The sequence below is a fragment of the Methanoregula sp. genome (genome assembly GCF_023227875.1).
Classification (GTDB): domain Archaea; phylum Halobacteriota; class Methanomicrobia; order Methanomicrobiales; family Methanospirillaceae; genus Methanoregula.
This window is the reverse complement of sequence record NZ_JALOCH010000002.1, coordinates 237510-262262: the sequence shown is the minus strand read 5'-3', so window position 1 is coordinate 262262 and position 24753 is coordinate 237510. Positions and strand designations below refer to the sequence as shown.

Genomic DNA, 24753 nt, shown 5'->3' with positions numbered 1-24753 from the left:
AGCCCTACTTTATAACCCCGGTGCGCCTCGTTTGTTCAGGAGCCGGATATGTTACCTAAAGTCATCCTCCACACGGCCACGAGCCTTGACGGACGCATCACGAATTTCCCTGCCGACCTTGAGTTGTACTATACCCTCGCTGCGCAATGGAACCCTGACGCGGTCCTCTTCGGGAGCGAAACGGTCCTTGCCGCGGTTCGGGAGGACCCGTCACTGGAAGTTCCCCCGGAGCATGAGGAGATATTCACCCCGCCAGCCGATGCCAAAACCGATCCCCGCCCGCTGCTCGTTATCGCGGACAGCCGGGGGAGGGTGCGGTGCTGGGACGCCATCCGGAAGTGGCCCTATATGCGTGACGTCCTCGCGCTCTGCTCATCAGCTACCCCGCAGGAGTATCTCGATTACCTGAAGGAGCGGCGGATAGGGGTCATCATCGCAGGGGAGGACCACATCGACATGCGGGCTGCACTGGAGGCATTGCGAGAACAACACAACGTGAAGGTCATGCGAGCCGACAGCGGCGGGACACTCAACAGCGTGCTGCTGCACGCCGGGCTCGTGGACGAGGTGAGCGTCCTCATCCACCCGTTCATTGCCGGGGGAAAGGCCGCCCCGACCCTCTGCGACCCGCTGAATGCCGGTATCCCCGGGCTGCAGGTCCCCCTCACGCACAAGAGTACGAAAGTCCTGGCAAACGGCATCGTGTGGTCCCGGTACACCGCGCAAAAAAACCGTGAACGTCCGTAAAAACCTCAAAATCCCCAACATTTATCTCTTTTTCGCCCCCACATCCCAATCATGAGACGATTGCATTGGATCTGCCTGGTTGTCTTCTTACTTGTCATCTCCAGTGGCTGCACCCAGCCTGCACCCACACCATTGACAACAATCCTCCCGACCCCGGAAGTAACCCTTTCCCCCGCTGCCACGACAACTATGGAGAAAGAGCTGAACTTCACGGTCAATTCGACAACGAACGCCGTGTATATCACCTATAATGGCGGTCCCGATGTAGCAGACCTGCAGTCCCTTTACATCCGTGTCGATAACCGGGCCGGTTCATACGATGACCGGACAATCGTCAGTCCTGCCATCGGTTCCACGATTGGCTTCACCTACCGGGGCGTATCCGATGCCTCGCGCGTGAACATAATCGGGACGTTCACCAACGGGTACCAGCAGACGGTGCTCAGGTATTTCCTGTGAGTGGCAGGATTCCTTTTTTTTACGAGCAATACCTCGGCACGCCGGGGAAATAAACTAAAAATAAAAAACAGGAAAATGAACGGTGTTATCCCCAGCCGTTCAGTTCCATGAGATAGGACCCTTCGCTGCTCCCACCTTCCATCTTGAGCAATGGCTTGCCTGCAGCAAACCAGTAGGTTGCCGTAACCCCGTTGGCGGTGGTGGAATACTTGTCGGTAACAAAGGTGCCTGCCGGGACGGTCACGGTCTCCGTGCTCACCTTGGTCAGCTTGACATCGGAACCGATATCATTGGGATCGCTGGCACTCCCGCCTGAGGTATCGGTCGAACTGCAGTCAAGGTCGGAAAGCAGGCCCGTGGTATCCTCCATTCCTTCGATACGCATGGTGCACCTGCCGGTCTTCTGGTTGTACTTGAAGAACATCGTGACTTTTTCCCCGCCGGCATTACTGGTAATCTTATACTCTGCCCATTCATAGGTCAGGCCGCCCAGCAGGTCTGCCCCGCTGACCGTTCCCGGGCCCGCACTGCTTCCTGCGGCAGCTGTGGCGGCAGGACCAGCACTGCCCGGTGCGGCAGTGCCGGGGGATGATGATGGCTGGCTGCTCCCCGTGCACCCGGCAATCGCAACGGCGATCACCACGAGCATGACTGCAATGATACTGATACGTGAACACTTCATGACATTTCCTCTCCTTTGGTCAGATCATACCCGGCATCCAGGCCTCTGTCTCATGCTGGATTCACGTGAAATGATCCTAGCGGTATATTATCCTAATCTTTTTTAAAACTAATGAATCCTCGAACGGAAAGGCGTTTGGACAATTGTATTGCTCGTTTTCCACCATGATCCTGCGACACCGGGATGAACTCAATTAGCGGTGATGGAATGCCCGGGTGATCACTTCCGCCCTTCCGGGCGGACTGCAAGCGTCAGCAATCCGCAGAGCACGAGGCAGGCACCCGCAGCGACCAGCCCGGCATCCGTCGTTCCGGTAACCTTGGTAAGATACCCGACCATGGACGGGCCGATGAACCCCCCGAGGTTCCCGATCGAGTTGATCACCGCGATGCCGATCGCTGCCGCTGCTTCCGCGAGAAAGACTGCCGGAAGTGTCCAGAACGGGCCGAACTCACTGTAGATGCCGGCCGTTGCGACGATGATCAGGACAAATGCAAGGAGGGGGACCGGGACGAGACCGGCGCCTGCGAGCGCGATGCCCCCGACTATGGGTGGGATAGCTGCATGCCATATGCGTTCTCCCGTCCGGTCCGAATGGGCGCCCCACGCAACCATCGTACAGAGTGCGACGAGATAGGGAATGACCATGACGAGCCCGATCTCGAAGTTAGTGAATGACGGGCTCATGGAACGGATGATCTGCGGCATCCAGAACCCGAGGCCGTACAGCCCGATGACCACGGTGCAGTAGATGCAGGCAAGGTGCCAGATCCGCCGGTCCTTCATGACCGACCAGAAATCCTGGTGAGTGCCCGCGGCCTCCTCGTTCTCCCGTGCAATCGTACCGGCAAGCCAGTCCCGTTCCTCCGGCTCAAGCCACGTAGCATCCTCCGGGCGGTCGGTAAGCCAGAACCAGGTTACGACACCCAGCACGAGCGCCGGCAGGCCTTCGAGGATGAAGAGCCACCGCCAGCCCGCTATACCGAACCATTGGACATTGTCGAGGATCCATGTCGAGACCGGCGCACCGATGATGTTTGAGACGGCGAGCGCCGCCATGAAAAGTGCGACGGCACTGGCAAGGTATTTCTTGCGGAACCAGCAGGTGATATAGAGGATGATGCCGGGGAAGAACCCTGCTTCTGCCACGCCGAGGATGAACCTGAACGCAGCCAGCTGGAAGGCGTCCGTTGCTGCCGCGGTAACGATCACCACGATCCCCCAGCTGATGATGATCCGGCTGATCCAGATACGGGCGCCGATCCGCTGGAGGATCATGTTGCTCGGGACCTCGAAGAGCAGGTACCCGATGAAGAAGATCCCGGAGAGGAACCCGAAGACCTCTGCGGAGAGGCCGAGGGCGCTGTTCATATCGAGGGCCGCGTACCCGAAATTGACGCGGTCGAGGAACGCGACGACATAGAGCAGGAAGAGGAACGGGAGCAGGCGGCGGCCGACCTTGCGGACGGTACGCTCCCCGAGCTCATCAGCGGGATGCATGATCGTATCTCCTTTTTTCGCCAGATATGCGTTCGGTTTTGCACCGGAACGGTCCCCGGTGCCTGGAACCGGCAGCCTGGCACCCCCTCACTTTATTATCCCGCCTCTCTAACACAGAGAATAATGATCCGCGAGTCACCGGATGAGCTCCTGTCAATCATCAGATCGCATGTACCCGACTTTAACAAGCCCCTGGCTGCCGTGCGGAAGGACTCCTCCTCATTTTTTTCAGACATGCAGGAAGAGATCGTTGAGGAAGGTCTCCATACCGTGGAAAAGGTCCCGATCCGGGACGACCTTGCCGGATACTGGATATCGGTTCCTGAATCGGATCCGGGCTATGTGGTCCTCTTCTTCCATGGGGGGGAATTCACCCATGGCTCGACGCATGACCACCTCGGCCTCTGTATACGGCTCGCCCGTGCCGCCCGTGCCCGTGTCTTCTCGGTGGACTACCGGCTCGCACCCGAACACCTGTTCCCTGCACCGGTGGAGGATGCCATTGCCGCGTACTGGTACCTCCAGAAAAAGGGATACCTGCCCCACCGGATCATCCCGACGGGCATCTCTGTGGGGGGGAACCTCGTAATCGCGTCCCTGCTCTCCCTGTCTGCCCAGCGATATACCCTTCCCCCGGCCGCGGTCTGCATGTCCCCGGTGACCGACATGTTGTTCCCCGGGGAGTCGGTGATAAAGAACGAGCACCGGGACTGGCTCACACTCCGGCTCCTCCAGTCCATACGGACAACGTACCTGGGCAGCCATAAGCCGTCCGAACCGTTCGCATCCCCGGTCAACGGGACACTTAAATCCCTCCCCCGTCTCTATATCCAGGTGGGTACGCACGAGCTCCTCCTTTCCGATATCGGCTCGTTCGTCGAAAAAGCCCGGTGGACCGGTGTCCCGGTCCAGGTCGAGATCTGGGAAGGGATGTTCCATGACTGGCAGATGTTTGCCGGCCAGCTTGACGAGGGGCAGGAAGCCATCGACCACGCCGGGACGTTCATGCGGAACGTGCAGGGCCGCTGAACCGGCTCGTCCTCTGTGTGGCAGGCAGGACCGACACCTCTATCAACCGTTAAGTAAACTCTCTTCTGACGATACTCCATGAAACCGATGATTTGTTCCCTGTTGTGCGGGTGCATACTGCTCCTGCTCATCGTACTTCCGTGTGCCGCGAGTCCCATCCTTGCCAGCGAGTCATTCACCCCGAATCCCCCCCTTGTGCCCGGGGGACAGCAGCAGGTCGTGGCCACGTTTGTAATCCCCAGCGGCACGACGTTTCCCAAGGACCACGAGCTCCAGATGCAGACCGGTCTTGTGGATGCCCTGTGGACTATCCAGGTGATCCTTGACGGCAACAATGCGGCCCTGCAGACCGCGTCCGGCTCTGCTGCGTTCATCAACGGCGAGATCCTCTCCTATTCCGTCAACCGCGACGTTCGGTTTACTGTCACCGTCAGCGGCACGGTCCCTTCATCTGCAACAGGTTCCGTGACCGTCCTGCAGCTGGTGGAGCTCGATAATGCCGGAAGTGTAGTGCCGGGAAGCCAGATCGTCATCACCCAGCCGGTGACCGGGGCGACCATACCCTCATCTGTATCGGAAGCCCCCACCCATATCCCTCCGCTTGTAACAACTTCCCCGCCGGTCACGAAATCGCCCGGTTTTTCCTTAGTGCCTGGAATCCTCGGGTGCAGCATGGCCGGCCTTGTATGGATGCGCCGCAGGCAATAATTGCCCGTACTGGTCTAAAAAAAATCCTCTATTTTACCTGAATATCGCGTAATCTTCATCTCGCACCGCTCACCACGGTGATCTATGTTTGAAAGTATTGGCAGGAGTCTTGCGCTCATGAAGACGAGCTGGGACATACTCATGGCAGATAAGAGACTGCTCGCGTTCCCGGTCCTCTCCGGTATCGTCACTATTCTTGTTGTCCTCACGTTTATCATCCCACTCCTCCTCACGGGAGGGTTCGCATCATCGGGCAACCTCATTTCCCTCGTGTTCCTGTTCCTCTTCTACGTGGCGAGTTATTTTGTCGTGATCTTCTTCAACACGGCCCTGATCTCGTGCGTGAACGCGAGACTGAACGGGAAGTCGATGACAGTGGGCGAAGGACTCTCCAATGCGGCAAACCATCTTCCCTCGATCATCGGATGGTCAATCATTGCTGCAACTGTCGGGCTGATCTCAAACCTTCTTGAAGAGCGTGCAGGATTCATCGGCGACATCGTGCTCGCGGTCATCGGGGGCGCCTGGAGCCTGGTCACCTACTTTGTCGTGCCGGTCCTGGTACTAGAAGACAAGGGTGTTATAGACTCCCTCAAGGAGTCCGTGAACCTGATCAAAAAGACCTGGGGCGAAAGTATCGTCGGGTCTGCTTCGATGGCAATTGTCTTTGTAATCATTGGCGTCATCGCGGCCATCTGCGTGTTTGCCACCCTGATGCTGGGGAGTTCCACGGTCTTCATGGCTGCGCTCGCGTTATTCCTCCTCCTTGTCGTGGTCCTCGCGGTAGTGTACTCGGCCATGCAGGGCATCTTCGTGACTGCGCTCTACACGTATGCAAAGACCGGTACTGTGCCGACCGCGTTCAACCCGGGCCTGATAAAGAACGCATTCCAGCCAAAGCAGGGTAATCTCAAGGAAAACATCTGAAGAGCAGGCAGTGATCCCCTCCGCTGCCTTTTTCCGATATCATGCAGTACATGTTTGTGATACTATGAGTATGATGAGAGATGCAATGGGTGCAAAGGGTCAGCCGAAATGGTGGTATAGTATCGCCGTTGCGGTGATGATCTGTGCTTTCTTTCTTGGAATGGATTTCTACTCCAACGGCAAGATCACCTGGTCCGTCTGGCCTGTGGCCGCAGTCCTCTTCTTCGGTGTTGGATTTACCCTCCTGAACAAGTTCGGGCGAGAGTGATTCCCCCCCTTTATTCGTATCGTTATATTTACCCGTCCTGCCGTCCTTTTATCTGTATGCTGAAACCAGCCGCATGGGCCGCCGTGCCCGGCACGACTCCTGTTGAAAAACTCGGGCGCCTCGGTATTATACCCGGGACATCGGTTGATATCCGGAAACTTGGGACGATAGCGGATAACTACGGTGTTGCGATCTGGATCTTCTTCGAGGAGGACCTGGCCCGTACACGGCCTCTTGAATCCGTCCTTGCCGAGCTCTCCGGCATTCCCGAGTACGAGCGCCCGGTGATCCTGGTGGAGAGTTTCCTCCGGTTCACGCAGGAGAACGACCCCTCGTTCGAACAGACCATGGAGGAGTTCCCGCTGATGGTCGGGATCGTGCAGGTCGGGCAGACCCCCTCGGGCACCGGTACCGCCTCCGAACCGTATGTCACCTGCCTGATGCCGTTCCTTGACGAGCTGGATATGAGTACCGAGTCGCCACAGCCCGGACTGCAGGAAGTGCCGCTCACCAAAAAATAGCCGGCCCGGGCGCTGGTGTCAGGTCCGGGTTTTCCAGCGATCGCGATTTATAAATGACAGCAATACATACTTAATAAGACATGAGCCTGCTCCAAAAGAAAAATCTCTACTCTGTTTTTGATTCTGTCATCCCCAGCAGGTATCTCCTCAAGTTCCGCAAGGCGGTCTTCTTTGATCCGTTCATCGGTAATGATATCGCGAACCGGGGCAGGTTATCCCATTACGGGTGCGACCGGAGAAAGGAGTTTGCAAAGAACTTAAAAAAGATCCGGAAAGAGACCGAACTCCTGCTCGAGGATATCGAGGCCTACCATATCTACATGGCCGTGAAGACCACCCGGAAAGTGCCAGGCGACATCGCGGAAGTCGGGGTATACAAGGGCGGTTCTGCCAAGATCATCTGTTCGGCAAAGGGGGACGACAAGGCCCTCCACCTCTTCGATACATTCGAAGGCCTGCCGAAGGTCGAAGAGATCGATATGGTCTGGCCGTTTTACGAGGGGAAATTCGCTGCGTCCTATGACAGTGTCCGGGAGTACCTCAAGGATGGCAGCAATGTCCATTTTTACAAGGGCATCTTTCCCGGTACGTCAGACCCTGTCAAGGACACGAAGTTCTCGCTCGTGAACCTTGACGTGGACTGTTACGAGAGCACGAAGCAGTGCCTCGAGTTCTTCTACTCCCGGATAAGCCCGGGCGGCATCATCATCTCCCACGATTACATCACCGCTCCCGGTGTCAAGAAAGCGTTCGACGACTTCTTTGAAGGAAAGGCAGAACCGGTGCTGGAGACCGCCGGCTCCCAGTGCCTTGTCGTTAAAATCTGAAAAAGAGTTTTCTATTTTAATCCTGTTTTGTATCAGTCTTTGAATATCAGGATACCAAAGACCACAAGCATCAGGCCGGCGAGCAGCACGACGATGCCGATCAGTCCCTTGACTGCGACGATGACATCCGGCAGGAATGTCCAGATAGCAAAACCCCCAAGGGCACAGAGAACCAGCCCGACGATCAGTGAGATAACTCCGACTTTATCCATCTCGTTTCCTCACATCAGGTTCTCACCGGGATATAATAAGCCTGTTGCATTTTATTGAATGGCGGTTTCCCGGTTCCTGCAAAACAACGTCTTCCACGGGTAGGGCAGCACGGCCATCAGCACCACCGCGGCGGCAATGGGGATGGGGATGGTGCCAAGGGCTGCTGCAAGGGAGTAGTGGTCGGCGATCATCCCGTTGACCGCGACCCCGAGGCCGCCAAAGCCGATCGCAAGGCCCATCATCATGCCGGAAGCGAGCCCGACGTTTCCCGGGAGGAGCTCATGGGACATGGCGACCGCCACGGCAAAGGTTGACCAGAGGAAGAACCCGAAAAGGAGGACCGCGAGGACCGAGAGCACTCCCGTGGTGGCAAAGAACAGGTAAAAACACGGGATCGCCCCGACGAGGCCGAAGACCATGAACTCCTTCCTCCCGATCCTGTCGGAGATGCGGCCCCCGGCAACCTGCCCGGCAACCCCGGCAAGGAGCATCAGGGTCATGACGGCACTTGCGTACACGAGGTCGTATCCCTGCGTGACGAGGTACATCGGGAGGAACGTGATGGCGGCAAAGACTCCCCATGCCCGCAGGATCGATGCGGTCATCAGGATTGTAAACGGCTTCAATGACCGGGCTTCCGCTGGTGCCAGTGCAGGTTTTGCATGCAGCTCGCAGGCCCCGGCAATACCTCCCGGGAGGAGGTGCCTGAGAGCGAAGACCATGACCACCGCGGGAATGATGAGGAGCAGGAGTCCCGGGAGGCCCAGCGACCAGACAAGCACCCCGGCAAGCACCGGGCCGATCGCGTAGCCGAGGTTTCCCCCGACCACGAAGTATGACGTGATCCGGCCCCGGTCCGCGTCCGTGCAGAGCCGGCTGACGAGACTGAGTGCGGTAGGGTGGAAGCAGGCATGGCCAAGGGCCGCGATGACGGCAAAGGCCATGATCAGGTAATAGTCCTTTGCAACACCCATGAGGGCGACAAAGACCGCGCTGACGAAGAGACTGACCGTCACGCTGACCGTGAGGCCCTTTGTGTCGGAGAGCCACCCGACCACCGGCTGGGTGAACGAAGAGGTGACGTTGTAGGCCGTGACGAGCAGCCCTGCGGCAAGGTACGAGTAGCCGTTGTTCAGGATCAACAGCGGCAGGATCGCTGGCAGCACCGGCATGTAGATGTCGGTGACCATGTGGGCCGCGGCGAGCCCGGTGATGGTCTTCTTTACACTCCCTGGTTCTGTTATGGTATTCGTTTCAGCCGTAGGATCTCGACCTCGATCTCCTGCACGTCTTTTGTATGGAAGGCAAAGGTGCGCTTTATTAAGAATGCCCCGCCGATCTTCTCGGTGATCTCTGCCTTTCCTGCAGTGTAGGCTTCAACAAATGGGATGGATCCCGCATTAAATATACTGTAGGTGACTCCTGCAACCGCAAGGGCGCAGTCGATGAACGGCCGGTCCGCATGGGCCTTCTGCGCCCCGAACGGCGGGTTCATGATCGCCGTGTCGCAGGCACCGATACGTTCCTGGCATCTTCGTTCCCGCAGATCCGACGCAGTGAACGTGACTTCTGCATCGAGGAGCGCTGCATTCTCCCGGGCAACGGCAAGCGCCCCCTCATCGATATCCACGCCGGTAACCGATGCAGCCCCAAGAAGCGAGGCGCCGATTGCCAGAATGCCGGTCCCGCACCCGAGGTCACAGACGGTTTTCCCCTCAATGTCCCCCTTCATCAGGGCATGGTACAGCAGCCGGGCTGCAAGGGGTGCCGGGGTCTGGTACTGTTCGAGCGCTGCCTGCGGCCGGGAGAAACCGGCAAGGCGCTGGAGGGCCATCTCAAGCTGTTTTAATTTCATGGGATCTCGTCGATCTCGTACTCGTCCCAGGTCCGGGCGCCGCAGAGGATCTCGAACTCCTGCGGTGACAGTACCGGGACAGGGAACCGGACCTGGTCATCGTACGCGAGGCGGGGGCAGGCGGTATTCACATAACAGCCAAACCCGAGGTTCAGCAGTTCGTCCGGGCTCGCCTCCTGCATGGTCACGATCACGGCGGTGGGGGAGAGACCGGCAAGGCGCCGGGCAAGGTCCATCCGCCGCTGCCCGCTCTTGGTGCTGACGATGATCCCCACGCTCTTTGCCCCCCGGGCTTTCTCGATCACTGCAAAACGCCGTCGCAGGAGGGTATCGCCGCTCACTTCCTGCGCTGCGCCGGTGAGCGGGTCGAGCGCAATGACACGTTTCCGCGTGGTCAGGGCGATCCCGACCGGGTGGAAAAGACCCGTGCCCACGAACAGGACCAGGTCGGCCTGCGTGTTCCTTGCCGCGGTGAAACAACACCCGAGCACCTGCCCCCGGAGCGGGGTCCTTCCCCGGCCATCGGCAACCCTGATGTCAACGCCCTTCGAGCGCAGGTATGTTTCCATCTCCGGGACGAGGTGGACGTGCTGGACCGTGGTGACCAGCCCTGTTGTTTTTCCCTCAATAAGCGGGAGTGCCACATCCAGCACGGGCATAGAAAAACCGATCGTATACGGGAGGTAGATGACATTCGGCCGGTCATCGACCGGGGCATGCCCGACATGGACAAGCACATCTGTATCGAGGAGGGTATCGAGTGCGAGGTCGCAGGCCCCGTAACAGGGATCGCCGCTCACGATGACCTCGAAGCCGGCCTTCCTGAGCCGCTCCGTATACTCCGGTGCCTTCCGTTTCAGCCCTTCCGGGAACTGGAGGGCAATACGTTTTGCCCCCCGTTCCTCCAGCTGCCTGATAAGGTCAGAGGAAGCGTTTGACAACATGCACCCGGTCATCCACCTCGATCTTCACGAGGGACTTGTAGGGCCTGCCGATATCCGGGTCGCCCCGCTGGATCGCAATGCAGACATCCACGACCTCTGCGCCGGCGATCTCGAGGGCCGCAAGGAGCGCCTTCATCGTCCCGCCCGTGCTCACGACGTCATCGATGATGACGACGCGGTCGCCCTTGTAGACCCCGTTGAGGTATAGTTCACCTTTCGAGTAACCGGTGGTCTGGTGAACCGGGACCTCGTGCGGGAGCTTGTATTCCCGCTTGCGCATCACCGTCATCGGGATGTCGGTCATGGTGGAGAGGATGGAGCCGATGTGGATGCCCATGGCCTCGACAACAACGATCTTGTCCACGTTGTTTAAGTCCATCACCCTGACCATTGCGGCTGCCACGTCGCGGAGAAGTGCGGGTTCAACGATCGGTACGCCATCGGTGATGGGGTGGATGAAGTAATTGTAATCCCCGCGTTTCACCATGGGGCAGGTCTCAAGAGATTCTACCAGTCTGTCAAGCATGTTGTTCACCGTGTCCTGCTGTTTTGCATATCCGTTAGGAACGCCTCGATCCTTCCCGCGTGCACGTGTGGCATGCAGACGATCCTCAGGTGATTTTTCCGGGTCCAGGAGACCCTCCACGCCCCGGGCACGGCCTCTTTCCCGCAGATGAATGTCGCGACGTTGAGGTCCGGGGTTGCTGCCCGGGTATACCCGAGCGTCTCCATACCCGCGATCAGGCGCTCCGTGTTCTTCATGCACCCGGTAACGACCGCTCTCATGCCCTCGACACCGAGATAGTCGAGTACGGCGAGCGCCCCGGCAACGGGAGCGCCCGGGCGGGTGCCGGCAAGGGTGTACTCCTGCTTCACCGTGAGATAGGGCGTGTCGATATTAAGGCTGTTGAGCCTGTCCGGCTCGCGGGTGAGGAGGCAGCCGCAGGGGATCGTGCTCATGCCCATTTTGTGCGGGTCGACGGCGATGGTCGTGACGCCCGGGAGGGCAAAATCGAAGGGCGTCGGGTAGTCGAGGAACGGGATCACCATGCCACCGAATGCCGCGTCCACGTGGAAAAAAAGGTCGTGCTGCACGGCGATCTTTGCAAGGTCGGCGATCGGGTCGACCATGCCGTACTCGGTCGTGCCGGCAATACCGACAAGGGCAATGGTATTCCTGTCAATAAGCCCGGCTGCCGCACCCGCATCCATCCGGAAATCTTTGGTGATTGGCACGCTGCGCATATCGAGGCTGAGCATATCGCAGGCTTTCTTGAACGAGAAGTGAGCGGACTCCGGGACGATCACGTTTGGTTTCTCGATCCCGCTCTTCTCTACCCTCGCGAGACGGAGCGCCTGGATGTTGGACTCGGTACCCCCGCTCGTTGCGTACCCCTCTGCATCCGGGCAGTGGAAGAGCGTGCCGAACCTGCTGATGAGGAGTTGTTCGAGCGAGAACGTGCCGGGGAAGAGCCCCGGGTCGCCGAGGTTCGTCTCCATGAACATGCAGTGCGCCCTCACTGCAACGGAGTGGGGAATGGTACACATGGAGCTTAAAATAAAATCGTGGTCAAGGTCCTCCCGCCGTTTCTGCGAGAGGAATGTGAAGAGTTCTTCTTCAGACTGACCCTTATTCAGCATCTTTGGTTCTCGCGGCTTCGAGGATGATGCGTTTTTCTGTCTTTGCGACGGTCTCGCGGATCTTCGCGATGGCGTCGATGTTTGCCGAGACGCTCGTTATGCCGTGCTCCACGAGCCAGGCTGCCATCTTCGGGTCGGAGCCGGCCTGCCCGCAGATCGAGCACTCGACATTGTAGGCCCGGCACACCTGGATCGCGGTGTGGATGAGGGAAAGGACGGCCGGGTGCTGCGGGTTGTACATGTCCGCCACGTTCTCGTTGTTCCGGTCAATGGCGAGCGTGTACTGGATCAGGTCGTTCGTGCCGAACGAGGCGAACTTGATGCCGGCCCGGATGAAGTCCTCAATCATGATCGCGCTTGCCGGGATCTCGATCATGATGCCGAGCGTCACGTTCTCTACGTCCACGCCGCAGGCCCGCATCATCTCCTTGCCGACAATAAACTGGTCGGGGTGGGAGACCATCGGGAACATGATGCCGAGGTGGTCGTAGCCCTCCTTCCAGAGGCGCTTGAATGCCTCGATCTGGAGCCGGAACTGGTCCGGGCTCTGGAGGTCGCGGCGGATACCTCTCCAGCCGAGCATCGGGTTGTGCTCGTGCGGCTCGTGCTCGCCGCCTGCCATGTTCCGGAACTCGTCGGTCGGGGCATCGAGGGTACGGACCCAGACGGGTTTTCCCGGGAAGGCATCGAGCACGATCTTGATACCGTCGTGGAGTTCCTTGACAAATTCCTCCTCGCGGTTGTTGGTGATATACCAGCCGGGGGTCTTGTTGAGGCCGAGGATCAGGTGCTCGATCCGGAGGAGTCCGACACCATCGGCGCCGGTTGCTGCCGCCCGCACCGCTGCCTCGGGAATGGAGACGTTCACCTTCACGCTCGTTGCGGTGATGATCGGGGCGTGGCCGATGATGGCCTGCGGTGAAACCGCTGACGGCGAAGGGCCTGCCGAGGTGACATCGCCCTCGTAGATGAGACCCATCTCGCCATCAACGGTGATGAGCTGGCCGTTCTTCAGCTGGTGCGTTGCCGTCTTCGTCCCGACAATCGCGGGAGTGCCGAGTTCACGGCTCACGATCGCCGCGTGGCAGGTCATGCCGCCTTCATCCGTGATGATCGCGGCGACCTTGCGCATTGCCGGCACCATGTCCGGGTTCGTCATCTTCGTGACGAGGATGTCCCCTTCCCTGACCGCACTGGTGTCCTTCACGTCCCTGACGATGATGACCTTGCCGGAGGCGATACCCGGTGCCGCTCCCTGGCCCTTCAGAATGATCGTTGCGCTTGACTTCTGACCTGACATACCCTTTGCCTCCTTCTTCCCGATGGTCGTGATCGGGCGGGACTGGAGAATATAGATCGTCTCTGCCACGACGCCCCACTCGACGTCCTGCGGGACGCCATAGTGGTTCTCGGCGATCTTGCCATACATTGCGAGCTTGGCTACTTCCGCATCGGCAAGCACCCGGGCGTCCTGCCGGTCCTTCGGCACATCCGCAATCTTCGTGCCATGGTCCCCGTTTGCAATGATCTCGACTTTTTTGTTCGCTATGAACGTGTCAACAATCTTCTCGCTCCTCTGATCGAAGACATATTTGTCCGGCGAGACCGAACCGGAGACAACGGCTTCCCCAAGGCCCCATGAGCCCTCGATGATCGTGAGGGGCTCGCCCGTGATCGGGTGGGACGTGAACATGACACCTGCCTTCTCCGAGTGGACGAGCTGCTGGACTACGACTGCGATATTCACGGTATTGTCGTCGAACCCCTGCTTTGCCCGGTAATAGATCGCCCGGGCACCGTAGAGCGAAGCCCAGCACTGCTGGACCGAGGAGATGAGGGCTGCTTCGCCCTTGATATTGAGGTAAGTCTCCTGCTGGCCGGCAAAACTGGCATCGGGCAGGTCCTCGGCCGTGGCACTTGACCGGACGGCGACGATGAGTTCCCCGTCCGACATCTTCTTGTAGGACTTCCGGATGTCGTCCCGGATCGATGCCGGCATCTTCGCTTTCATGACGAGTGCCTTGGCATTGTCGGCTGCTTTCTCAAGTGCCGCGTTGTCCTCCACATCGAGCCGGTCGAACGATGCAAAAATCTTCTTTTCAAGACTGGTCTCGACTAAAAACCTGCGGAATGCCTGGGCCGTTACGACGAAGGCTTTCGGGACGGGAAGACCGATGGAGGCCATCTCGCCAAGGGACGCCCCTTTGCCCCCGACGGAAATGATATCCTCTTTTCGTATCTCCTCGAGCCACAGAATATTCGGCACATCTCTCATGCTCGCACCACTTATGATCTTGCCGCCACCCTGTTTAAGGGTTATGATACCCCGTTTCCCTGGTGCGGATAAACCCCTTTCCCGTGCGGATATTTTTTACCCGGGTGCCGGAAAGCGCCAGCCGCACGAAGAATAACCCTGATTAAGTACGGCGCAAATAGTATATGGGTTTTTTATGGCAAATGCGAGAGTGCTCGTCAGCGATCCGCTGGCGGAAGAGGGCCTCGTTATCCTGCGGCCGGTCGTTGACGTGGATGTCAAGACCGGGCTTACGGAAGACGAGCTCTGTAAGATCATCGGGGACTACGATGCCCTGCTGGTACGGAGCGGGACGGATGTCAACGCGAAAGTAATCGAAGCCGGGAAGAAACTGAAGTTCATTGGCCGTGCCGGAGTCGGCGTGGACAATATCGATATGGACGCGGCGACCCGGAAAGGGATCATCGTGGCAAACGCTCCAGAGGGTAACACCCTTGCGGCGACCGAGCACACGATGGCCATGATGCAGTCGCTCGCCCGGAACATCCCGCAGGCAAATGCAAGCCTGAAGAAGAAGGAGTGGAAGCGCTCGAAGTTCATGGGTGTCGAGCTCAACGAGAAGACTATTGGTATCGTCGGCTTTGGCCGGATCGGGCGCGAAGTTGCAAAGAGGGCACAGGCAATGGACATGAAGTGCGTTGCCTACGACCCGTTCATCACCAAGGAACGTGCGGCCCAGCTCGGCGTCGAGATGATGACCATGGCCGACCTCTTCAAGGTCGCTGACGTGATCACTGTCCACACGCCGCTCATCCCCGAGACAACGCACGTGATCAACGAAAAGAGCATCGCGACGATGAAAGACGGCGTCCGGATCATCAACTGCGCCCGTGGGGGCATCATCGACGAGAAGGCGCTCTATGACGCGATCAAGAGCGGCAAGGTGGCCGGAGCGGCCCTCGATGTCTTCGAGCAGGAACCCCCGACCGAGTCACCGCTTCTCACCCTCGACCAGGTGATCGTCACCCCGCACCTCGGGGCAAGCACGGTCGAGGCGCAACTGAACGTGGCGGTCTCCGTGGCAAAGCAGTGCATCGAGGTCCTGAAAGGCGGCTCCGCGAAGTACGTCGTGAACGCACCGATGGTCCCGCCCGAGCACGCAGAACTCCTCGCACCCTATGCCCAGCTTGCGGAGAAGATGGGCCGGTTCGTCACCCAGATCGCGGGTGGCAGGCTCTCGTCCGTTGAGTGCATCTATGGCGGAGAACTCTCTGCGTATGCCGGCAGCATGAAGTATGTCACACGGCTTGCCCTCAAGGGTCTCCTTGACCCGATCCTCCAGCAGCCGGTCAATATTGTCAACGCGGACTTCATTGCAAAGGAGCGCGGTATTGCGGTCAGCGAGACGGTGACACAGGAATCAAGTGGGTTCAAGAACCTCATTACCCTCAGGATCAAGACCGATAAGGGTGAAGAGAGTGTCAGCGGGACGGTCTTCTTCAAGGGCCGGAGCCGGATCGTTGCGGTCGGCGGCTACACGATGGACATGATCCCCGAAGGTCACGTGCTGGTCTCCCGTCACCTCGATAAGCCCGGCGTGATCGGGCGGGCGGCAACCATCCTTGGTAAGAACAATATCAATATCGCCGGCATGCAGGTCGGCCGGTTCAAGCCCGAGGAACCGGCGCTGATGGTCTTAAACGTTGACAGCGATGTGCCGCAGGCCGTAATTGATGAGCTCCGCGGCCTCCCGGGAATCTCCTCCATGACGTTTGCCAGGATATCGGACGAGAAGATCTGAGATAATCCTTTTTTTGCTCTGCAGAAATCATTCGATCTCATTTATGGGGTTCTCGGGATTTCCTCATCAAAGAGCGGATATCGTTTAAAGCAGATCCTGCCTGAAAAAAATCCATCGTGATCAGGATCGCGGTTCGAAGAAACCTTACGGTTTCTTCTCTTCCTCCAGGTCTGATGACCTGTCGGATTTGAAAAACCGTGAAACTTTTCAGTCAGGTCATGATTGAATTATTGATTTCATCGCGATCGCAACTTTGATTGAAAAATAGATCCGGATCGATCAAACCCTGATTGAAAATTTTTCAAACCCGATCATTTTTTTCCGGATTGCCCCTGCCCGACCCCCCTCATGCAGGTACGGAAAATGTCCAGTTTCCCGTGGAAAATACGACGGAAAAATGTTATTTATCACGATCTTTTGCCGGAGGGGGGTCGGGCAGGGGCAGACTTTGTGGCTGAGCAGCGACCCTGATGAAAAACCGATCCGGATCGATCGGACTTTGACCGAAAATCTGTTAACCGGGCCCTGTGCATGCGCCCGTGGTGATGTGGTGGAGGGGGTCGGATGGTGTACATATTGTTTGCAGGGGGCCCCTCCTCCTTGCAGTACTGCTGGGAACCTTATCCAGCGGGAGAACGATACCCCCGTCGCTTCAGTAAGTATGCAATCCTGGATAAAAAAAGGAGAGAATGAGAAGAACTCTTTTAGAGTTCCTCGATTATCCTGACCGGAACCGGCATAATGTCCGGCCGCTTGTCGGTCATGAAGTAGACATAGGGCAGCACGTGGATCATGTATTCGAGATACCCTTTGACAAGATCCGATAACGCCTCGTTCCTGCGCCCGAGAACGAGGATGTGAATCCATTGGATGATGAGGCAGATACCGGCAATGATCCCGTAGACCCAGAGGACAATCCCGATCAGGATCCAGTATATGATACGGATGAGCAGTTCGAGACGGCCGGCGTCATGCTCGAACGTGAAGAGTTGCGTCTGTTCAGTCATGGTGATACAAGAGAGGGATGGGAGTGGTGTTCAGATAAAGGATCCGGTTTTTGCGCCCCCTCATTTTCATTCCATGGTCTGCCCGGCCCGGAACAACTTTACACTAATTTTTAATAATACCAGAGCAGATGTTATAGAGCATCAGACTTACGAGGGCTCGTGGTCTAGTTGGCTATGACGTCGCCTTGACATGGCGGAGGTCCTGAGTTCGAATCTCAGCGGGCCCATCTTTTTCCATTTACTGTTTTTGCGGAGCGGGAGCGCTCGCTGTCGGAGTATTGCTGGCAAAGACGCAGCAATATGTTCCTCCCTGAAAAGGTAATCTCCTGAAAAAAAGTAACACCGCTGATGCGTTCACGAAAAAGACCCGGGGATATACCTTCCCGGGAAAATGAAACTATCTGGTCGAAGGTCGGCTGATGCCTCCCTTCTCCTCCTCCAGGCCTGAAGACCTGTCGGAACTCGAAGAACGCTGCTGTGTTCTTCTCGCGGTTCGGGTCTGATGCCCCTCACCGACTAAAAGAACTTCTTCCGCCACATGAAGAGGCCGAGGAGGACCGATATCATCACCGAGAATGCAAAGATAATCTCAAAAGCAAGCGGGGTTTCCGAGAGGGGAAGGTCCAGCACGTTCATCCCGTAGAAACTCGCAATCATCGTCGGGATGGCGATAATGATCGTGATCGAGGCGAGGAATTTCATCACGATGCTTAAGTTGTTCGAAATGATGGTGGCGAATGCCTGTGTCATCCCGTTTAAGATGTGCAGGTAGATCTGCGACATCTCCATGGCCTGCTTGTTCTCGATGATGACGTCTTCGAGGAACTCGGCGTCGTCCTCGTACATCTTCAGGGGCTTGGTGCGCAGGATCCGTTCCAGCACGGCCTCGTTGGACTTGAGCGAGGTCGAGAAGTAGATGAGGCTCTTTTCGAGCTCCATCATCTGGAAGAGTTCCTCGTTCTTCATGGAGCGGTGCAGTTCGAGTTCGATCCGGGAGATTGACCTCTCGATCTGGCGCAGGTGGTGCAGGTAGGAGGAGGCGTTGCGGTAGAAGATCTGGAAGAGGAACCGGGTCTTCTTGACCGTGTGGAAGTGCCGGACCTTGCCCGCGATGAAATCATCGAGGATCGGGGTCTGGCGGCTGCATACGGTGACGACCAGGGTCTCTGAAATGATAATCCCGAGCGGGAGCGTTGTCAGGGTCCGGATCCCCTCCATCTCCGTGACCATCGGGACGTCGAGGACGATGAGGACAACCCCGTCCTCGGCATCAATGCGCGGCCGCTCCTCCTCATCGAGTGCAGCACGAAGGAACTCCGGCGGGAGAGAGCACGATTCAGCGATCTGGGTCAGTTCCGCGTCGGTCGGGCTGGTCATGCGGACCCATGCGCCCTCACACGGGACATCGACAATGTCCGTGCCAGACGGGTCGGAATCTTTCCTTGACTTGTAAATCTGAATCATGTCCCCACGACCTGACGGCCCCCGCGGTTGCCGTTATGATAAGCTAATGGTATCCGGTATCCCTTATAAGCCTGCGTTCCGGCCCTGACTCGCAACCGGAACGAAGAAGGTTACTGCTCCGTCCACATCAGCCAGATCGCGTAGACCATCGACAGACACGCGACGAGGAATATCAGCGCATACCCTTCGGCCGATATATCGAGTGCGAAGACGCGGGCGAAGTTAAAGACCACGAGAAGGCTGAATGTGATTCCCATGAACCAGCCATAGGTCTTTTTCTTCTTTGTCGCGATCAGGAATGCAAGAACAGCGACTATGACTTCTGCCAGGCTTGCAATGATCTGGATGGTTCCCGAGGTGTCCATGGTATGTATCCCTCGTTTTTACTGCTCTTTCCACATCAGCCACGCTGCATAGACCATCGAGATACATGCGATGAGAAGGACGAGTGCGTGCAATTCGGCTGACATCTCCAGCGTAAAGATGCGGGCAATGTCAAAGACTACGAAAAGGCCGAAGGTGATCCCCACGAACCAGCCGTAGGTCTTCTTCTTCGTAACTGCGATCAGGATTGCGATAATGGCAACCACGACTTCTGCCAGGGTTGCGATGAGCTGGATGGTTCCGGAAATATCCATGGTACGGAATTATCCCGGCCAGATTGATAAACAATGCGGATTCTTATCCACTATTATCAGATGTGGCAGCGCCCTCCGCCATGCTTTGCGAAGTACTGCTGGTGGTACTCCTCGGCCTTCCAGAACTCGCCCGCCGGCTGGATGAGGGTAACTATCCTGCCAGACCCGAACCGCCCAGAGGTCTCGATATCCGCTTTTGACTGCCGGGCGATCTTTTCCTGTTCCGGGTCGTGGTAAAAGATGACCGACCGGTAGTTGGATCCGATATCCGGCCCCTGCCGGTTGAGCTGGGTGGGGTCATGAACCGACCAGAACACGTCGAGCAGCCGCTCGTAGCTGACCTTTGCAGGATCGAATGTCACCTGTACCACTTCCGCATGGCCGGTCTCTCTGGTACAGACCTGTTCGTACGTCGGGGCCTTCACCGTCCCTCCCATGTACCCGACGGCAGTTGAGAGTACCCCCTCAATGGTCCGGAACGCCTCTTCGATGCCCCAGAAACACCCGGCCCCGAATGTCGCAAGCGGTTTGCTCTCTGTCACGGTCATCGTAGTATTCCCACTCCCCCTTAGTACCCGTGAACTATAATGCTCTGCATGTGACCATTGACCGGCAGGGTCAGTCTTAATGCCAGAAAAAAACCAGTTCTGACCATGAAGAAATTGTACCGCCCGCTCCATGGTCGTATGCTCGGGGGTGTCTGTACGGGCATCGGTTCGCACCTTGATATCGATCCCACGGTGGTCCGCCTGGTCTGGGTTGCCCTCACGCTCCTGTCGCTTGGCACCGGCATCCTTGTCTACCTCATTGCATGGGTCCTCATACCCGAAGAGCCCGGTGGAGAGACACCATAATTCATCTTCCATCAGAACATAACTGTCCGGCAGGACACGAATGAAGATCCTTTTCGTTGTCTGCGGTGAAGGACTCGGGCATGCTTCCCGCTGTCTCCACCTCGGGCACTATATGCAGCAGCAGGGGCATACGATCCATTATGCCGGGTATGGCAAGTCGTATGATTTCATGGACCAGCACGGGTGCACGGAACTGCACCGGATCCATCGTGAAGTCTGCCTTGAGGGAACGGATGGTTTCTTCAGCCTGAAAAAGACCCTCTGGCACTCAAAAACCCTTTTTTTCAACCTCCTCCAGTCCGGCCTGGATGTCAAGAAGCTCGTCCGCAGGAATGGCTATGACTGCGTTGTCTGCGACACGATGTACGCCGGTGTCACGGGGGCACGGCTGGCACGTGCCCCGGTGGTCTTCATCACCAACCAGACCCATTTCAACGGGCCGAACGGCACCACGAACCTTGTCTGGAAGGTCCTGAACATTCTCATCCGCCGTTACCTGCGGTTTGCGCGCAAAGTGATCATCCCCGATTACCCGTCGCCCGACACCGTCAGCAAGTACAATATCCGGTACTCCTCGCGCGACCAGGAGCGGTACTGTCTCACCGGCCCGTTCTTCCGCTTCGAGCCGGAACGGTTCACGTATGACAACAAGACGATCTTCACCAGTTTTGGTGGTGAGCCCTACAAGCTCCCGATGTACCGGATGCTGAAAGGGATTGCCGACCGGAGAAAAGACCTCACCTTCGATGTCTTCTATACCGGGGCGGTGCTGCCGGAGTCATCGGACAATTTCCATACCCACGGGTATGTCGAAAACCTCCACGAGCACCTTGCCGCAGCACGGATCGCGATCGTGCACGGGGGACTTACCACGCTGCACGAGGCGCTGATCTTCGAGAAACCGGTCCTTGTCATCATGGACCCGGGCCATCCCGAACAGCAGAACAATGCGATGAGGATCGTGGAGATGGGGGCCGGGACCTCTGTCGACGGGAGGAATATCACCCCCGGGCTCCTGGAGCAGAAGATCGCCGAGACTATGACTATTGTCCCCCAACCGTTCCGGGCAGCCCATGCCGGGGTCAACGGGCGGCAGAACGCGTCCGATGTCATCATCTCTGTTGCGGAACGCGGTTTTGTCTCAATATGGTCCCGTCCCCACAGTATCATCGTTAAGAATTTCAGGAATTTTTATGAAAGCATCCGGTGAGATTACCCATATCAAAGCGGGGACGGAATTCCATACCTGCCCGGCCTGCGGGTACGAACGGGGGTTCCACACCTCGTTTATTGGCACGAACACGGACAAGACAAACCCGGTCAAGTCCACCCGCGAGGTGTACAGCGTGATCCTCATCTGCCCGGAATGCGGGGCCCGCTACGATGTGGGCTGGCGTGTCTCGTTTACGGAATTCGAGAGCCGGTTTGTGAACGTCTCCCAGGCAGTACCCCCCATCTCCTCGCCGCATGTCACGGTTGTCACCAGCCTGCCGGCACTCCCTCCCCATGACCCGCACCTTCCCGAATAATATTCCCTGTCGCCCTGTCCGGATGGAGCGTAACCGATGATGCGGTGTGCAGAGTGCAAGGGAAAAGGGATGTGCGGGCTCCCCCGCTGCCCGATCGTCAGCCGGTTCCATGCGCAGGCCGCCTCGATGGCAAAACCCTCTGCCAGTTACCAGGGCAGTTCCCCCTCGGTCTTCATCGGCAGTTTCGGGTACCCCGACGTGCGGGGCGGCCCGCTCCTGATCAACGATTCCGACAACCCCCCGGACTGGATCCGGCAGAACCTCGGCATGGAGGATATCGTGGGCATCCGTGCCCGCACCCTCCGCGGGAGCTCGGCCCTCCCCGCCGTTGCAGGAGACCTGCAGGAGATCGCGCTCTCTTCGGTCCCGCTCGATGTGGATGTCGCCTTCGAGCGGCCGGTGGCGTTCAGCCTCAGTTTTGACGGTACCGTTGCGCCGGTCGGGATGACCGGATCGGTAAAGAGCATGGATGTTATCGGGAGTGCAAAGGTGGAGCGGGTGGTGGACCGGATCACTTCCGATACCGATCTTGTTGCAACGGAGGCCTGCGTTGCGCTGAAGGATTCGGCAGTTGACGTGTACCAGATCTCGAAACTGATGACTGCGGGGCTCCTCGGGAGGAAGCGGAAGTTTGTCCCCACCCGCTGGGCAATTACCGCCGTGGATGACACCCTTTCGATCAACTTAAAAAAGGAGATCGCCCGGTTCCCCCCCGTTGAGGAGATCCTCGTCTTCTCGGGCGAGATCTTCGGGAACCGCATTGCCTGTATCCTCGTACCGGGCGACTGGAAGTACGAGATGATCGAGGTATGGGGGAAGCACACGCTCTGGGGCGGGGAGGAGGATGTGATCGTGCAGGACCGTGAAGGGATGACCAAGTCAGGATATTCCCCGATAACCGGTGCATACTACTCGGCCCGGCTCGCCGTGTACGAATACCTGAAAAGTATCCGGCGCTGCGCCCGCGTGATCGTGGTCCGGAGCGTTTCGAACGAGTACTGGGCCCCGCTCGGGAGCTGGGTGATCCGGGAGGCGACACGGAAGGCGATGGCAGCGCCCCCTCTGGCGTGCCCGACACTGGATGCTGCAGTAGCCCGGACCGTCACCGTCATCGGGTCGGGTGCCTGGGTTGCCCACAGCACCCTGATCCCCGAACTGCGGACCCAGCGGACACTCAATCATTTTTGGTAGGCCTGTGCGGAGTTTGCCTGCCGCTGGTACCGGGCCCTGATGCCTTCGATCGTCTCGATATCCGCGAGGTCCTTGTCGTCGCGGATCCGGATGAACCGGGGGAAGCGAAGGGTAAACCCGCCTTTGTAGTTCTGGCTTGCCTGCAGCTCGGCATACCCGACTTCAAAGACGAGTGACGGCTCAAAAGTTACTTCCTTGCCCTCAGTTTTGATCACGCTCTCTTTGAGCATCTCAAACACCTCGGCGAGCTGCTCATCGGAAAAGCCGGTGGCGACCCGGCTTATGGGGACAAGCCGGCCCTGGTCCTGGCAGGCAACGAGGAACGAGCCGAATACGTGTGCCCTCTTCCCTTCGCCCCACTCGGCGCCAATCACCGCGAGGTCGAGCGTGTCCACCTCCGGTTTGATCTTGATCCAGTTCTTTCCCCGCTGGCCCGGGGTATAGGGCGAAGACGGCACCTTGATCATGATCCCCTCGTGACCGGCAGCAAGGGCTGCATCATAGGTCTTCTCGATCTCTGCCTGTTCGCCGCTGACGATCTGCGGGGCAATGTAGCGTGTCACCGCACCCTCGAGTCTTTTCCGGCGTACGGAAAACGGCAGGTCGATGAGCGTCTCCCCGTCCAGGTAAAGGATATCGAAGACGTTTGGGACCATCTCGATCGCCTCCTGCGCCTCCGCCACATCGTGACGGCGGCGGAACCTCCGGAGCACGGACTGGAACGGCATCGGCTTCCCGTCCTTGATCGCGATCACTTCCCCGTCAAGGATCACGTCCTGCTCGGTGGCACTCAACAGCTGACTGATCACGTCCGGCAGGGCTGCCGTGACGTCCTCGAGCCGGCGGGAGTAGAGCCGGGCCCAGTTGCCTTTCTTGTGGAACTGGAACCGGGAACCGTCGTATTTGAACTCGGCAGCGATCTGCCCGTGCTCCTCGATCATGTCCGCAATGGCTCCCTGCTGGGCAAGCATCATCCGGACCGGGTGGAACGGCGTGATCCGGACGTCCTTTAATGCATCCGGCCCGATCTTCGCGAGCCGTGCCACCTCGCCCATGTCATTGAGTGCCTGCATTGCGTGTTCCACAAGCGCCGAATCCACATTGAACGCCTTTGCGATCGCTTCCCTCACGCTTCCTTCCCCGACACCGATCCGGAGTTCTTCGAGCATGATCCGGGCAAGGTACCGGCCTTCGAGCGGGCGGGCATCCCCAAGCAGTTGCATCGCCGTGCGCATTTTCTCCCGCTGCGATGCCTCTCCTTCGCGTGACGATATGCTGACGAGTTTATAGTAAACATCGAGGAGGTCGAGTTCGGTATAGGACAGGGAGGTCTGGGTCTTGACGAGAAGAAGTTCTTCGACCGTCCTGCCGATATCGCCGGTCTTATTCAGCCGGTCAACAACCGCCGTCTTCCTGACGCCGGCAACGCTCCTGACCGCATCGTACAGGATGTTCGGCCCGATCCCGAGTTTCCGGGAGTTCCAGTCCGGGAAGATCCTCCCCATGACGAACCTGACAAAGACCGGCAGTTCCTCTTCAGAAAGGCCCGTCAGCTCTTGACTGATGATACCGATCATATCGAGCCTGCCGGCAGTGTCTTCCAGTCTCTCGCAGGTCTTTGCAAAATCCATAAAGAGCATGGCGGTTCTCTCGTGAGATGTTACCTTGGGGGAGGGATTAACGTTTGGATTTCC

The 24753-nt window shown here is 58.1% G+C and carries 28 protein-coding genes and 1 tRNA gene; 14 read left to right on the top strand and 15 right to left on the bottom strand.

Annotation, left to right across the window (positions count from 1 at the left end; all coding sequences use genetic code 11):
* Positions 1-48: 48 nt before the first annotated feature.
* Both M0R30_RS03685 and M0R30_RS03680 read left to right on the top strand, forming a co-directional pair.
* The gene (locus M0R30_RS03685) at positions 49-747 is read left to right on the top strand and encodes a dihydrofolate reductase family protein (protein WP_292543466.1); all 699 of its coding nucleotides are present in this window, start codon (positions 49-51) and stop codon (positions 745-747) included.
* Positions 748-798: 51 nt separating this feature from the next.
* Positions 799-1206: a hypothetical protein gene (locus M0R30_RS03680; RefSeq protein WP_292543463.1), complete on the top strand. Its 408-nt coding sequence runs from the start codon at positions 799-801 to the stop codon at positions 1204-1206.
* Positions 1207-1291: 85 nt separating this feature from the next.
* Here the strand turns inward: M0R30_RS03680 and M0R30_RS03675 are convergent, their stop codons facing one another.
* Together M0R30_RS03675 and M0R30_RS03670 are read right to left on the bottom strand one after the other, a co-directional pair.
* Positions 1292-1888: a hypothetical protein gene (locus M0R30_RS03675; protein WP_292543460.1), complete on the bottom strand. Its 597-nt coding sequence runs from the start codon at positions 1886-1888 to the stop codon at positions 1292-1294.
* Between the two features lie 219 nt (positions 1889-2107).
* Positions 2108-3388 (bottom strand): MFS transporter, encoded by a 1281-nt coding sequence (locus M0R30_RS03670; RefSeq protein WP_292543458.1) that lies wholly within the window; start codon positions 3386-3388, stop codon positions 2108-2110.
* Positions 3389-3511: 123 nt separating this feature from the next.
* Between M0R30_RS03670 and M0R30_RS03665 the strand changes: the two genes are divergently transcribed.
* The 6 genes from M0R30_RS03665 to M0R30_RS03640 all read left to right on the top strand — a co-directional run bounded on the left by M0R30_RS03665 (position 3512) and on the right by M0R30_RS03640 (position 7668).
* Entirely contained in the window at positions 3512-4417 is a 906-nt protein-coding gene (locus tag M0R30_RS03665) for an alpha/beta hydrolase (protein ID WP_292543455.1), read from the top strand.
* A gap of 78 nt (positions 4418-4495) precedes the next feature.
* Complete coding sequence (locus M0R30_RS03660; protein ID WP_292543452.1) at positions 4496-5125, top strand: hypothetical protein; 630 nt, start codon at positions 4496-4498, stop codon at positions 5123-5125.
* An 84-nt stretch (positions 5126-5209) separates the two neighbouring features.
* A complete protein-coding gene (locus M0R30_RS03655; RefSeq protein ID WP_292543449.1) occupies positions 5210-6052 on the top strand; it encodes a DUF6159 family protein in 843 nt (280 codons plus the stop codon).
* A gap of 85 nt (positions 6053-6137) precedes the next feature.
* Positions 6138-6320, top strand: a complete 183-nt coding sequence (locus tag M0R30_RS03650) for a hypothetical protein (protein WP_292543447.1) — start codon at positions 6138-6140, stop codon at positions 6318-6320.
* 56 nt (positions 6321-6376) lie between these two features.
* Positions 6377-6841 (top strand): hypothetical protein, encoded by a 465-nt coding sequence (locus M0R30_RS03645; protein WP_292543444.1) that lies wholly within the window; start codon positions 6377-6379, stop codon positions 6839-6841.
* A gap of 80 nt (positions 6842-6921) precedes the next feature.
* Positions 6922-7668: a TylF/MycF/NovP-related O-methyltransferase gene (locus M0R30_RS03640; protein WP_292543440.1), complete on the top strand. Its 747-nt coding sequence runs from the start codon at positions 6922-6924 to the stop codon at positions 7666-7668.
* 32 nt (positions 7669-7700) lie between these two features.
* Here the strand turns inward: M0R30_RS03640 and M0R30_RS03635 are convergent, their stop codons facing one another.
* From M0R30_RS03635 to ppsA, 7 genes are read right to left on the bottom strand one after another with little or no spacing between them, the layout of a single operon-like run.
* Entirely contained in the window at positions 7701-7880 is a 180-nt protein-coding gene (locus tag M0R30_RS03635) for a hypothetical protein (protein WP_292543437.1), read from the bottom strand.
* 51 nt (positions 7881-7931) lie between these two features.
* Positions 7932-9071, bottom strand: coding sequence for an MFS transporter (locus M0R30_RS03630; protein WP_366513096.1), 1140 nt, complete (start codon positions 9069-9071; stop codon positions 7932-7934).
* 50 nt (positions 9072-9121) lie between these two features.
* Positions 9122-9736: an METTL5 family protein gene (locus M0R30_RS03625; protein ID WP_292543434.1), complete on the bottom strand. Its 615-nt coding sequence runs from the start codon at positions 9734-9736 to the stop codon at positions 9122-9124.
* The gene (gene dph2, locus M0R30_RS03620; protein WP_292543431.1) at positions 9733-10680 is read right to left on the bottom strand and encodes a diphthamide biosynthesis enzyme Dph2; all 948 of its coding nucleotides are present in this window, start codon (positions 10678-10680) and stop codon (positions 9733-9735) included. The genes M0R30_RS03625 and dph2 overlap by 4 nt, the downstream gene beginning before the upstream one ends.
* Positions 10658-11206, bottom strand: coding sequence for a hypoxanthine/guanine phosphoribosyltransferase (gene hpt / locus M0R30_RS03615; RefSeq protein WP_292543429.1), 549 nt, complete (start codon positions 11204-11206; stop codon positions 10658-10660). The genes dph2 and hpt overlap by 23 nt, the downstream gene beginning before the upstream one ends.
* Before the next feature lie 5 nt (positions 11207-11211).
* The gene (mfnA, locus tag M0R30_RS03610; RefSeq protein ID WP_292543426.1) at positions 11212-12321 is read right to left on the bottom strand and encodes a tyrosine decarboxylase MfnA; all 1110 of its coding nucleotides are present in this window, start codon (positions 12319-12321) and stop codon (positions 11212-11214) included.
* Positions 12311-14596, bottom strand: coding sequence for a phosphoenolpyruvate synthase (ppsA, locus tag M0R30_RS03605; RefSeq protein WP_292543423.1), 2286 nt, complete (start codon positions 14594-14596; stop codon positions 12311-12313). The genes mfnA and ppsA overlap by 11 nt, the downstream gene beginning before the upstream one ends.
* Positions 14597-14771: 175 nt before the next feature.
* On the opposite strand from ppsA, the gene serA reads away from it, so the two are divergent.
* On the top strand, positions 14772-16376 hold the full coding sequence (serA, locus tag M0R30_RS03600) for a phosphoglycerate dehydrogenase (protein ID WP_292543420.1): 1605 nt from the start codon (positions 14772-14774) through the stop codon (positions 16374-16376).
* Between the two features lie 704 nt (positions 16377-17080).
* Here serA and M0R30_RS03595 read toward each other — a convergent pair.
* Complete coding sequence (locus tag M0R30_RS03595) at positions 17081-17383, bottom strand: DUF4389 domain-containing protein (RefSeq protein ID WP_292543418.1); 303 nt, start codon at positions 17381-17383, stop codon at positions 17081-17083.
* A 153-nt stretch (positions 17384-17536) separates the two neighbouring features.
* Here M0R30_RS03595 and M0R30_RS03590 point away from each other — a divergent pair.
* Positions 17537-17610, top strand: a tRNA-Val gene (locus M0R30_RS03590).
* A gap of 289 nt (positions 17611-17899) precedes the next feature.
* On the opposite strand, the gene M0R30_RS03585 is transcribed toward M0R30_RS03590, so the two are convergent.
* The 4 genes from M0R30_RS03585 to msrA form a co-directional block, all read right to left on the bottom strand.
* A complete protein-coding gene (locus tag M0R30_RS03585) occupies positions 17900-18847 on the bottom strand; it encodes a magnesium transporter CorA family protein (protein WP_292543415.1) in 948 nt (315 codons plus the stop codon).
* Positions 18848-18957: 110 nt separating this feature from the next.
* On the bottom strand, positions 18958-19212 hold the full coding sequence (locus M0R30_RS03580; protein ID WP_292543413.1) for a hypothetical protein: 255 nt from the start codon (positions 19210-19212) through the stop codon (positions 18958-18960).
* Positions 19213-19230: 18 nt separating this feature from the next.
* On the bottom strand, positions 19231-19485 hold the full coding sequence (locus M0R30_RS03575) for a hypothetical protein (protein WP_292543411.1): 255 nt from the start codon (positions 19483-19485) through the stop codon (positions 19231-19233).
* A 56-nt stretch (positions 19486-19541) separates the two neighbouring features.
* Positions 19542-20033 (bottom strand): peptide-methionine (S)-S-oxide reductase MsrA, encoded by a 492-nt coding sequence (gene msrA, locus M0R30_RS03570; protein ID WP_292543409.1) that lies wholly within the window; start codon positions 20031-20033, stop codon positions 19542-19544.
* 105 nt (positions 20034-20138) lie between these two features.
* Between msrA and M0R30_RS03565 the strand changes: the two genes are divergently transcribed.
* Genes M0R30_RS03565 through M0R30_RS03550 form a run of 4 tightly spaced genes read left to right on the top strand, consistent with a single transcriptional unit; the run spans position 20139 to position 23059 of the window.
* A complete protein-coding gene (locus M0R30_RS03565; RefSeq protein WP_292543407.1) occupies positions 20139-20339 on the top strand; it encodes a PspC domain-containing protein in 201 nt (66 codons plus the stop codon).
* Positions 20340-20379: 40 nt separating this feature from the next.
* Positions 20380-21549, top strand: a complete 1170-nt coding sequence (locus M0R30_RS03560) for a glycosyltransferase family protein (protein ID WP_292543405.1) — start codon at positions 20380-20382, stop codon at positions 21547-21549.
* A complete protein-coding gene (locus M0R30_RS03555; RefSeq protein WP_292543403.1) occupies positions 21533-21868 on the top strand; it encodes a hypothetical protein in 336 nt (111 codons plus the stop codon). The genes M0R30_RS03560 and M0R30_RS03555 overlap by 17 nt, the downstream gene beginning before the upstream one ends.
* A 39-nt stretch (positions 21869-21907) precedes the next feature.
* Positions 21908-23059: a hypothetical protein gene (locus M0R30_RS03550; RefSeq protein ID WP_292543519.1), complete on the top strand. Its 1152-nt coding sequence runs from the start codon at positions 21908-21910 to the stop codon at positions 23057-23059.
* On the opposite strand, the gene M0R30_RS03545 is transcribed toward M0R30_RS03550, so the two are convergent.
* Positions 23047-24699: an ATP-dependent DNA ligase gene (locus M0R30_RS03545; protein WP_292543401.1), complete on the bottom strand. Its 1653-nt coding sequence runs from the start codon at positions 24697-24699 to the stop codon at positions 23047-23049. The genes M0R30_RS03550 and M0R30_RS03545 overlap by 13 nt on opposite strands.
* Positions 24700-24753: the final 54 nt, after the last annotated feature.

Bases quoted from the DNA above. Each gene is read 5' to 3' on its own strand.
- M0R30_RS03685 (WP_292543466.1), top strand. From the start codon at position 49: ATGTTACCTAAAGTCATCCTCCACACGGCCACGAGCCTTGACGGACGC.
- M0R30_RS03680 (WP_292543463.1), top strand. From the start codon at position 799: ATGAGACGATTGCATTGGATCTGCCTGGTTGTCTTCTTACTTGTCATC.
- M0R30_RS03675 (WP_292543460.1), bottom strand. From the start codon at position 1,888: ATGAAGTGTTCACGTATCAGTATCATTGCAGTCATGCTCGTGGTGATC.
- M0R30_RS03670 (WP_292543458.1), bottom strand. From the start codon at position 3,388: ATGCATCCCGCTGATGAGCTCGGGGAGCGTACCGTCCGCAAGGTCGGC.
- M0R30_RS03665 (WP_292543455.1), top strand. From the start codon at position 3,512: ATGATCCGCGAGTCACCGGATGAGCTCCTGTCAATCATCAGATCGCAT.
- M0R30_RS03660 (WP_292543452.1), top strand. From the start codon at position 4,496: ATGAAACCGATGATTTGTTCCCTGTTGTGCGGGTGCATACTGCTCCTG.
- M0R30_RS03655 (WP_292543449.1), top strand. From the start codon at position 5,210: ATGTTTGAAAGTATTGGCAGGAGTCTTGCGCTCATGAAGACGAGCTGG.
- M0R30_RS03650 (WP_292543447.1), top strand. From the start codon at position 6,138: ATGGGTGCAAAGGGTCAGCCGAAATGGTGGTATAGTATCGCCGTTGCG.
- M0R30_RS03645 (WP_292543444.1), top strand. From the start codon at position 6,377: ATGCTGAAACCAGCCGCATGGGCCGCCGTGCCCGGCACGACTCCTGTT.
- M0R30_RS03640 (WP_292543440.1), top strand. From the start codon at position 6,922: ATGAGCCTGCTCCAAAAGAAAAATCTCTACTCTGTTTTTGATTCTGTC.
- M0R30_RS03635 (WP_292543437.1), bottom strand. From the start codon at position 7,880: ATGGATAAAGTCGGAGTTATCTCACTGATCGTCGGGCTGGTTCTCTGT.
- M0R30_RS03630 (WP_366513096.1), bottom strand. From the start codon at position 9,071: ATGGTCACCGACATCTACATGCCGGTGCTGCCAGCGATCCTGCCGCTG.
- M0R30_RS03625 (WP_292543434.1), bottom strand. From the start codon at position 9,736: ATGAAATTAAAACAGCTTGAGATGGCCCTCCAGCGCCTTGCCGGTTTC.
- dph2 (WP_292543431.1), bottom strand. From the start codon at position 10,680: ATGTTGTCAAACGCTTCCTCTGACCTTATCAGGCAGCTGGAGGAACGG.
- hpt (WP_292543429.1), bottom strand. From the start codon at position 11,206: ATGCTTGACAGACTGGTAGAATCTCTTGAGACCTGCCCCATGGTGAAA.
- mfnA (WP_292543426.1), bottom strand. From the start codon at position 12,321: ATGCTGAATAAGGGTCAGTCTGAAGAAGAACTCTTCACATTCCTCTCG.
- ppsA (WP_292543423.1), bottom strand. From the start codon at position 14,596: ATGAGAGATGTGCCGAATATTCTGTGGCTCGAGGAGATACGAAAAGAG.
- serA (WP_292543420.1), top strand. From the start codon at position 14,772: ATGGCAAATGCGAGAGTGCTCGTCAGCGATCCGCTGGCGGAAGAGGGC.
- M0R30_RS03595 (WP_292543418.1), bottom strand. From the start codon at position 17,383: ATGACTGAACAGACGCAACTCTTCACGTTCGAGCATGACGCCGGCCGT.
- M0R30_RS03585 (WP_292543415.1), bottom strand. From the start codon at position 18,847: ATGATTCAGATTTACAAGTCAAGGAAAGATTCCGACCCGTCTGGCACG.
- M0R30_RS03580 (WP_292543413.1), bottom strand. From the start codon at position 19,212: ATGGACACCTCGGGAACCATCCAGATCATTGCAAGCCTGGCAGAAGTC.
- M0R30_RS03575 (WP_292543411.1), bottom strand. From the start codon at position 19,485: ATGGATATTTCCGGAACCATCCAGCTCATCGCAACCCTGGCAGAAGTC.
- msrA (WP_292543409.1), bottom strand. From the start codon at position 20,033: ATGACCGTGACAGAGAGCAAACCGCTTGCGACATTCGGGGCCGGGTGT.
- M0R30_RS03565 (WP_292543407.1), top strand. From the start codon at position 20,139: ATGAAGAAATTGTACCGCCCGCTCCATGGTCGTATGCTCGGGGGTGTC.
- M0R30_RS03560 (WP_292543405.1), top strand. From the start codon at position 20,380: ATGAAGATCCTTTTCGTTGTCTGCGGTGAAGGACTCGGGCATGCTTCC.
- M0R30_RS03555 (WP_292543403.1), top strand. From the start codon at position 21,533: ATGAAAGCATCCGGTGAGATTACCCATATCAAAGCGGGGACGGAATTC.
- M0R30_RS03550 (WP_292543519.1), top strand. From the start codon at position 21,908: ATGCGGTGTGCAGAGTGCAAGGGAAAAGGGATGTGCGGGCTCCCCCGC.
- M0R30_RS03545 (WP_292543401.1), bottom strand. From the start codon at position 24,699: ATGCTCTTTATGGATTTTGCAAAGACCTGCGAGAGACTGGAAGACACT.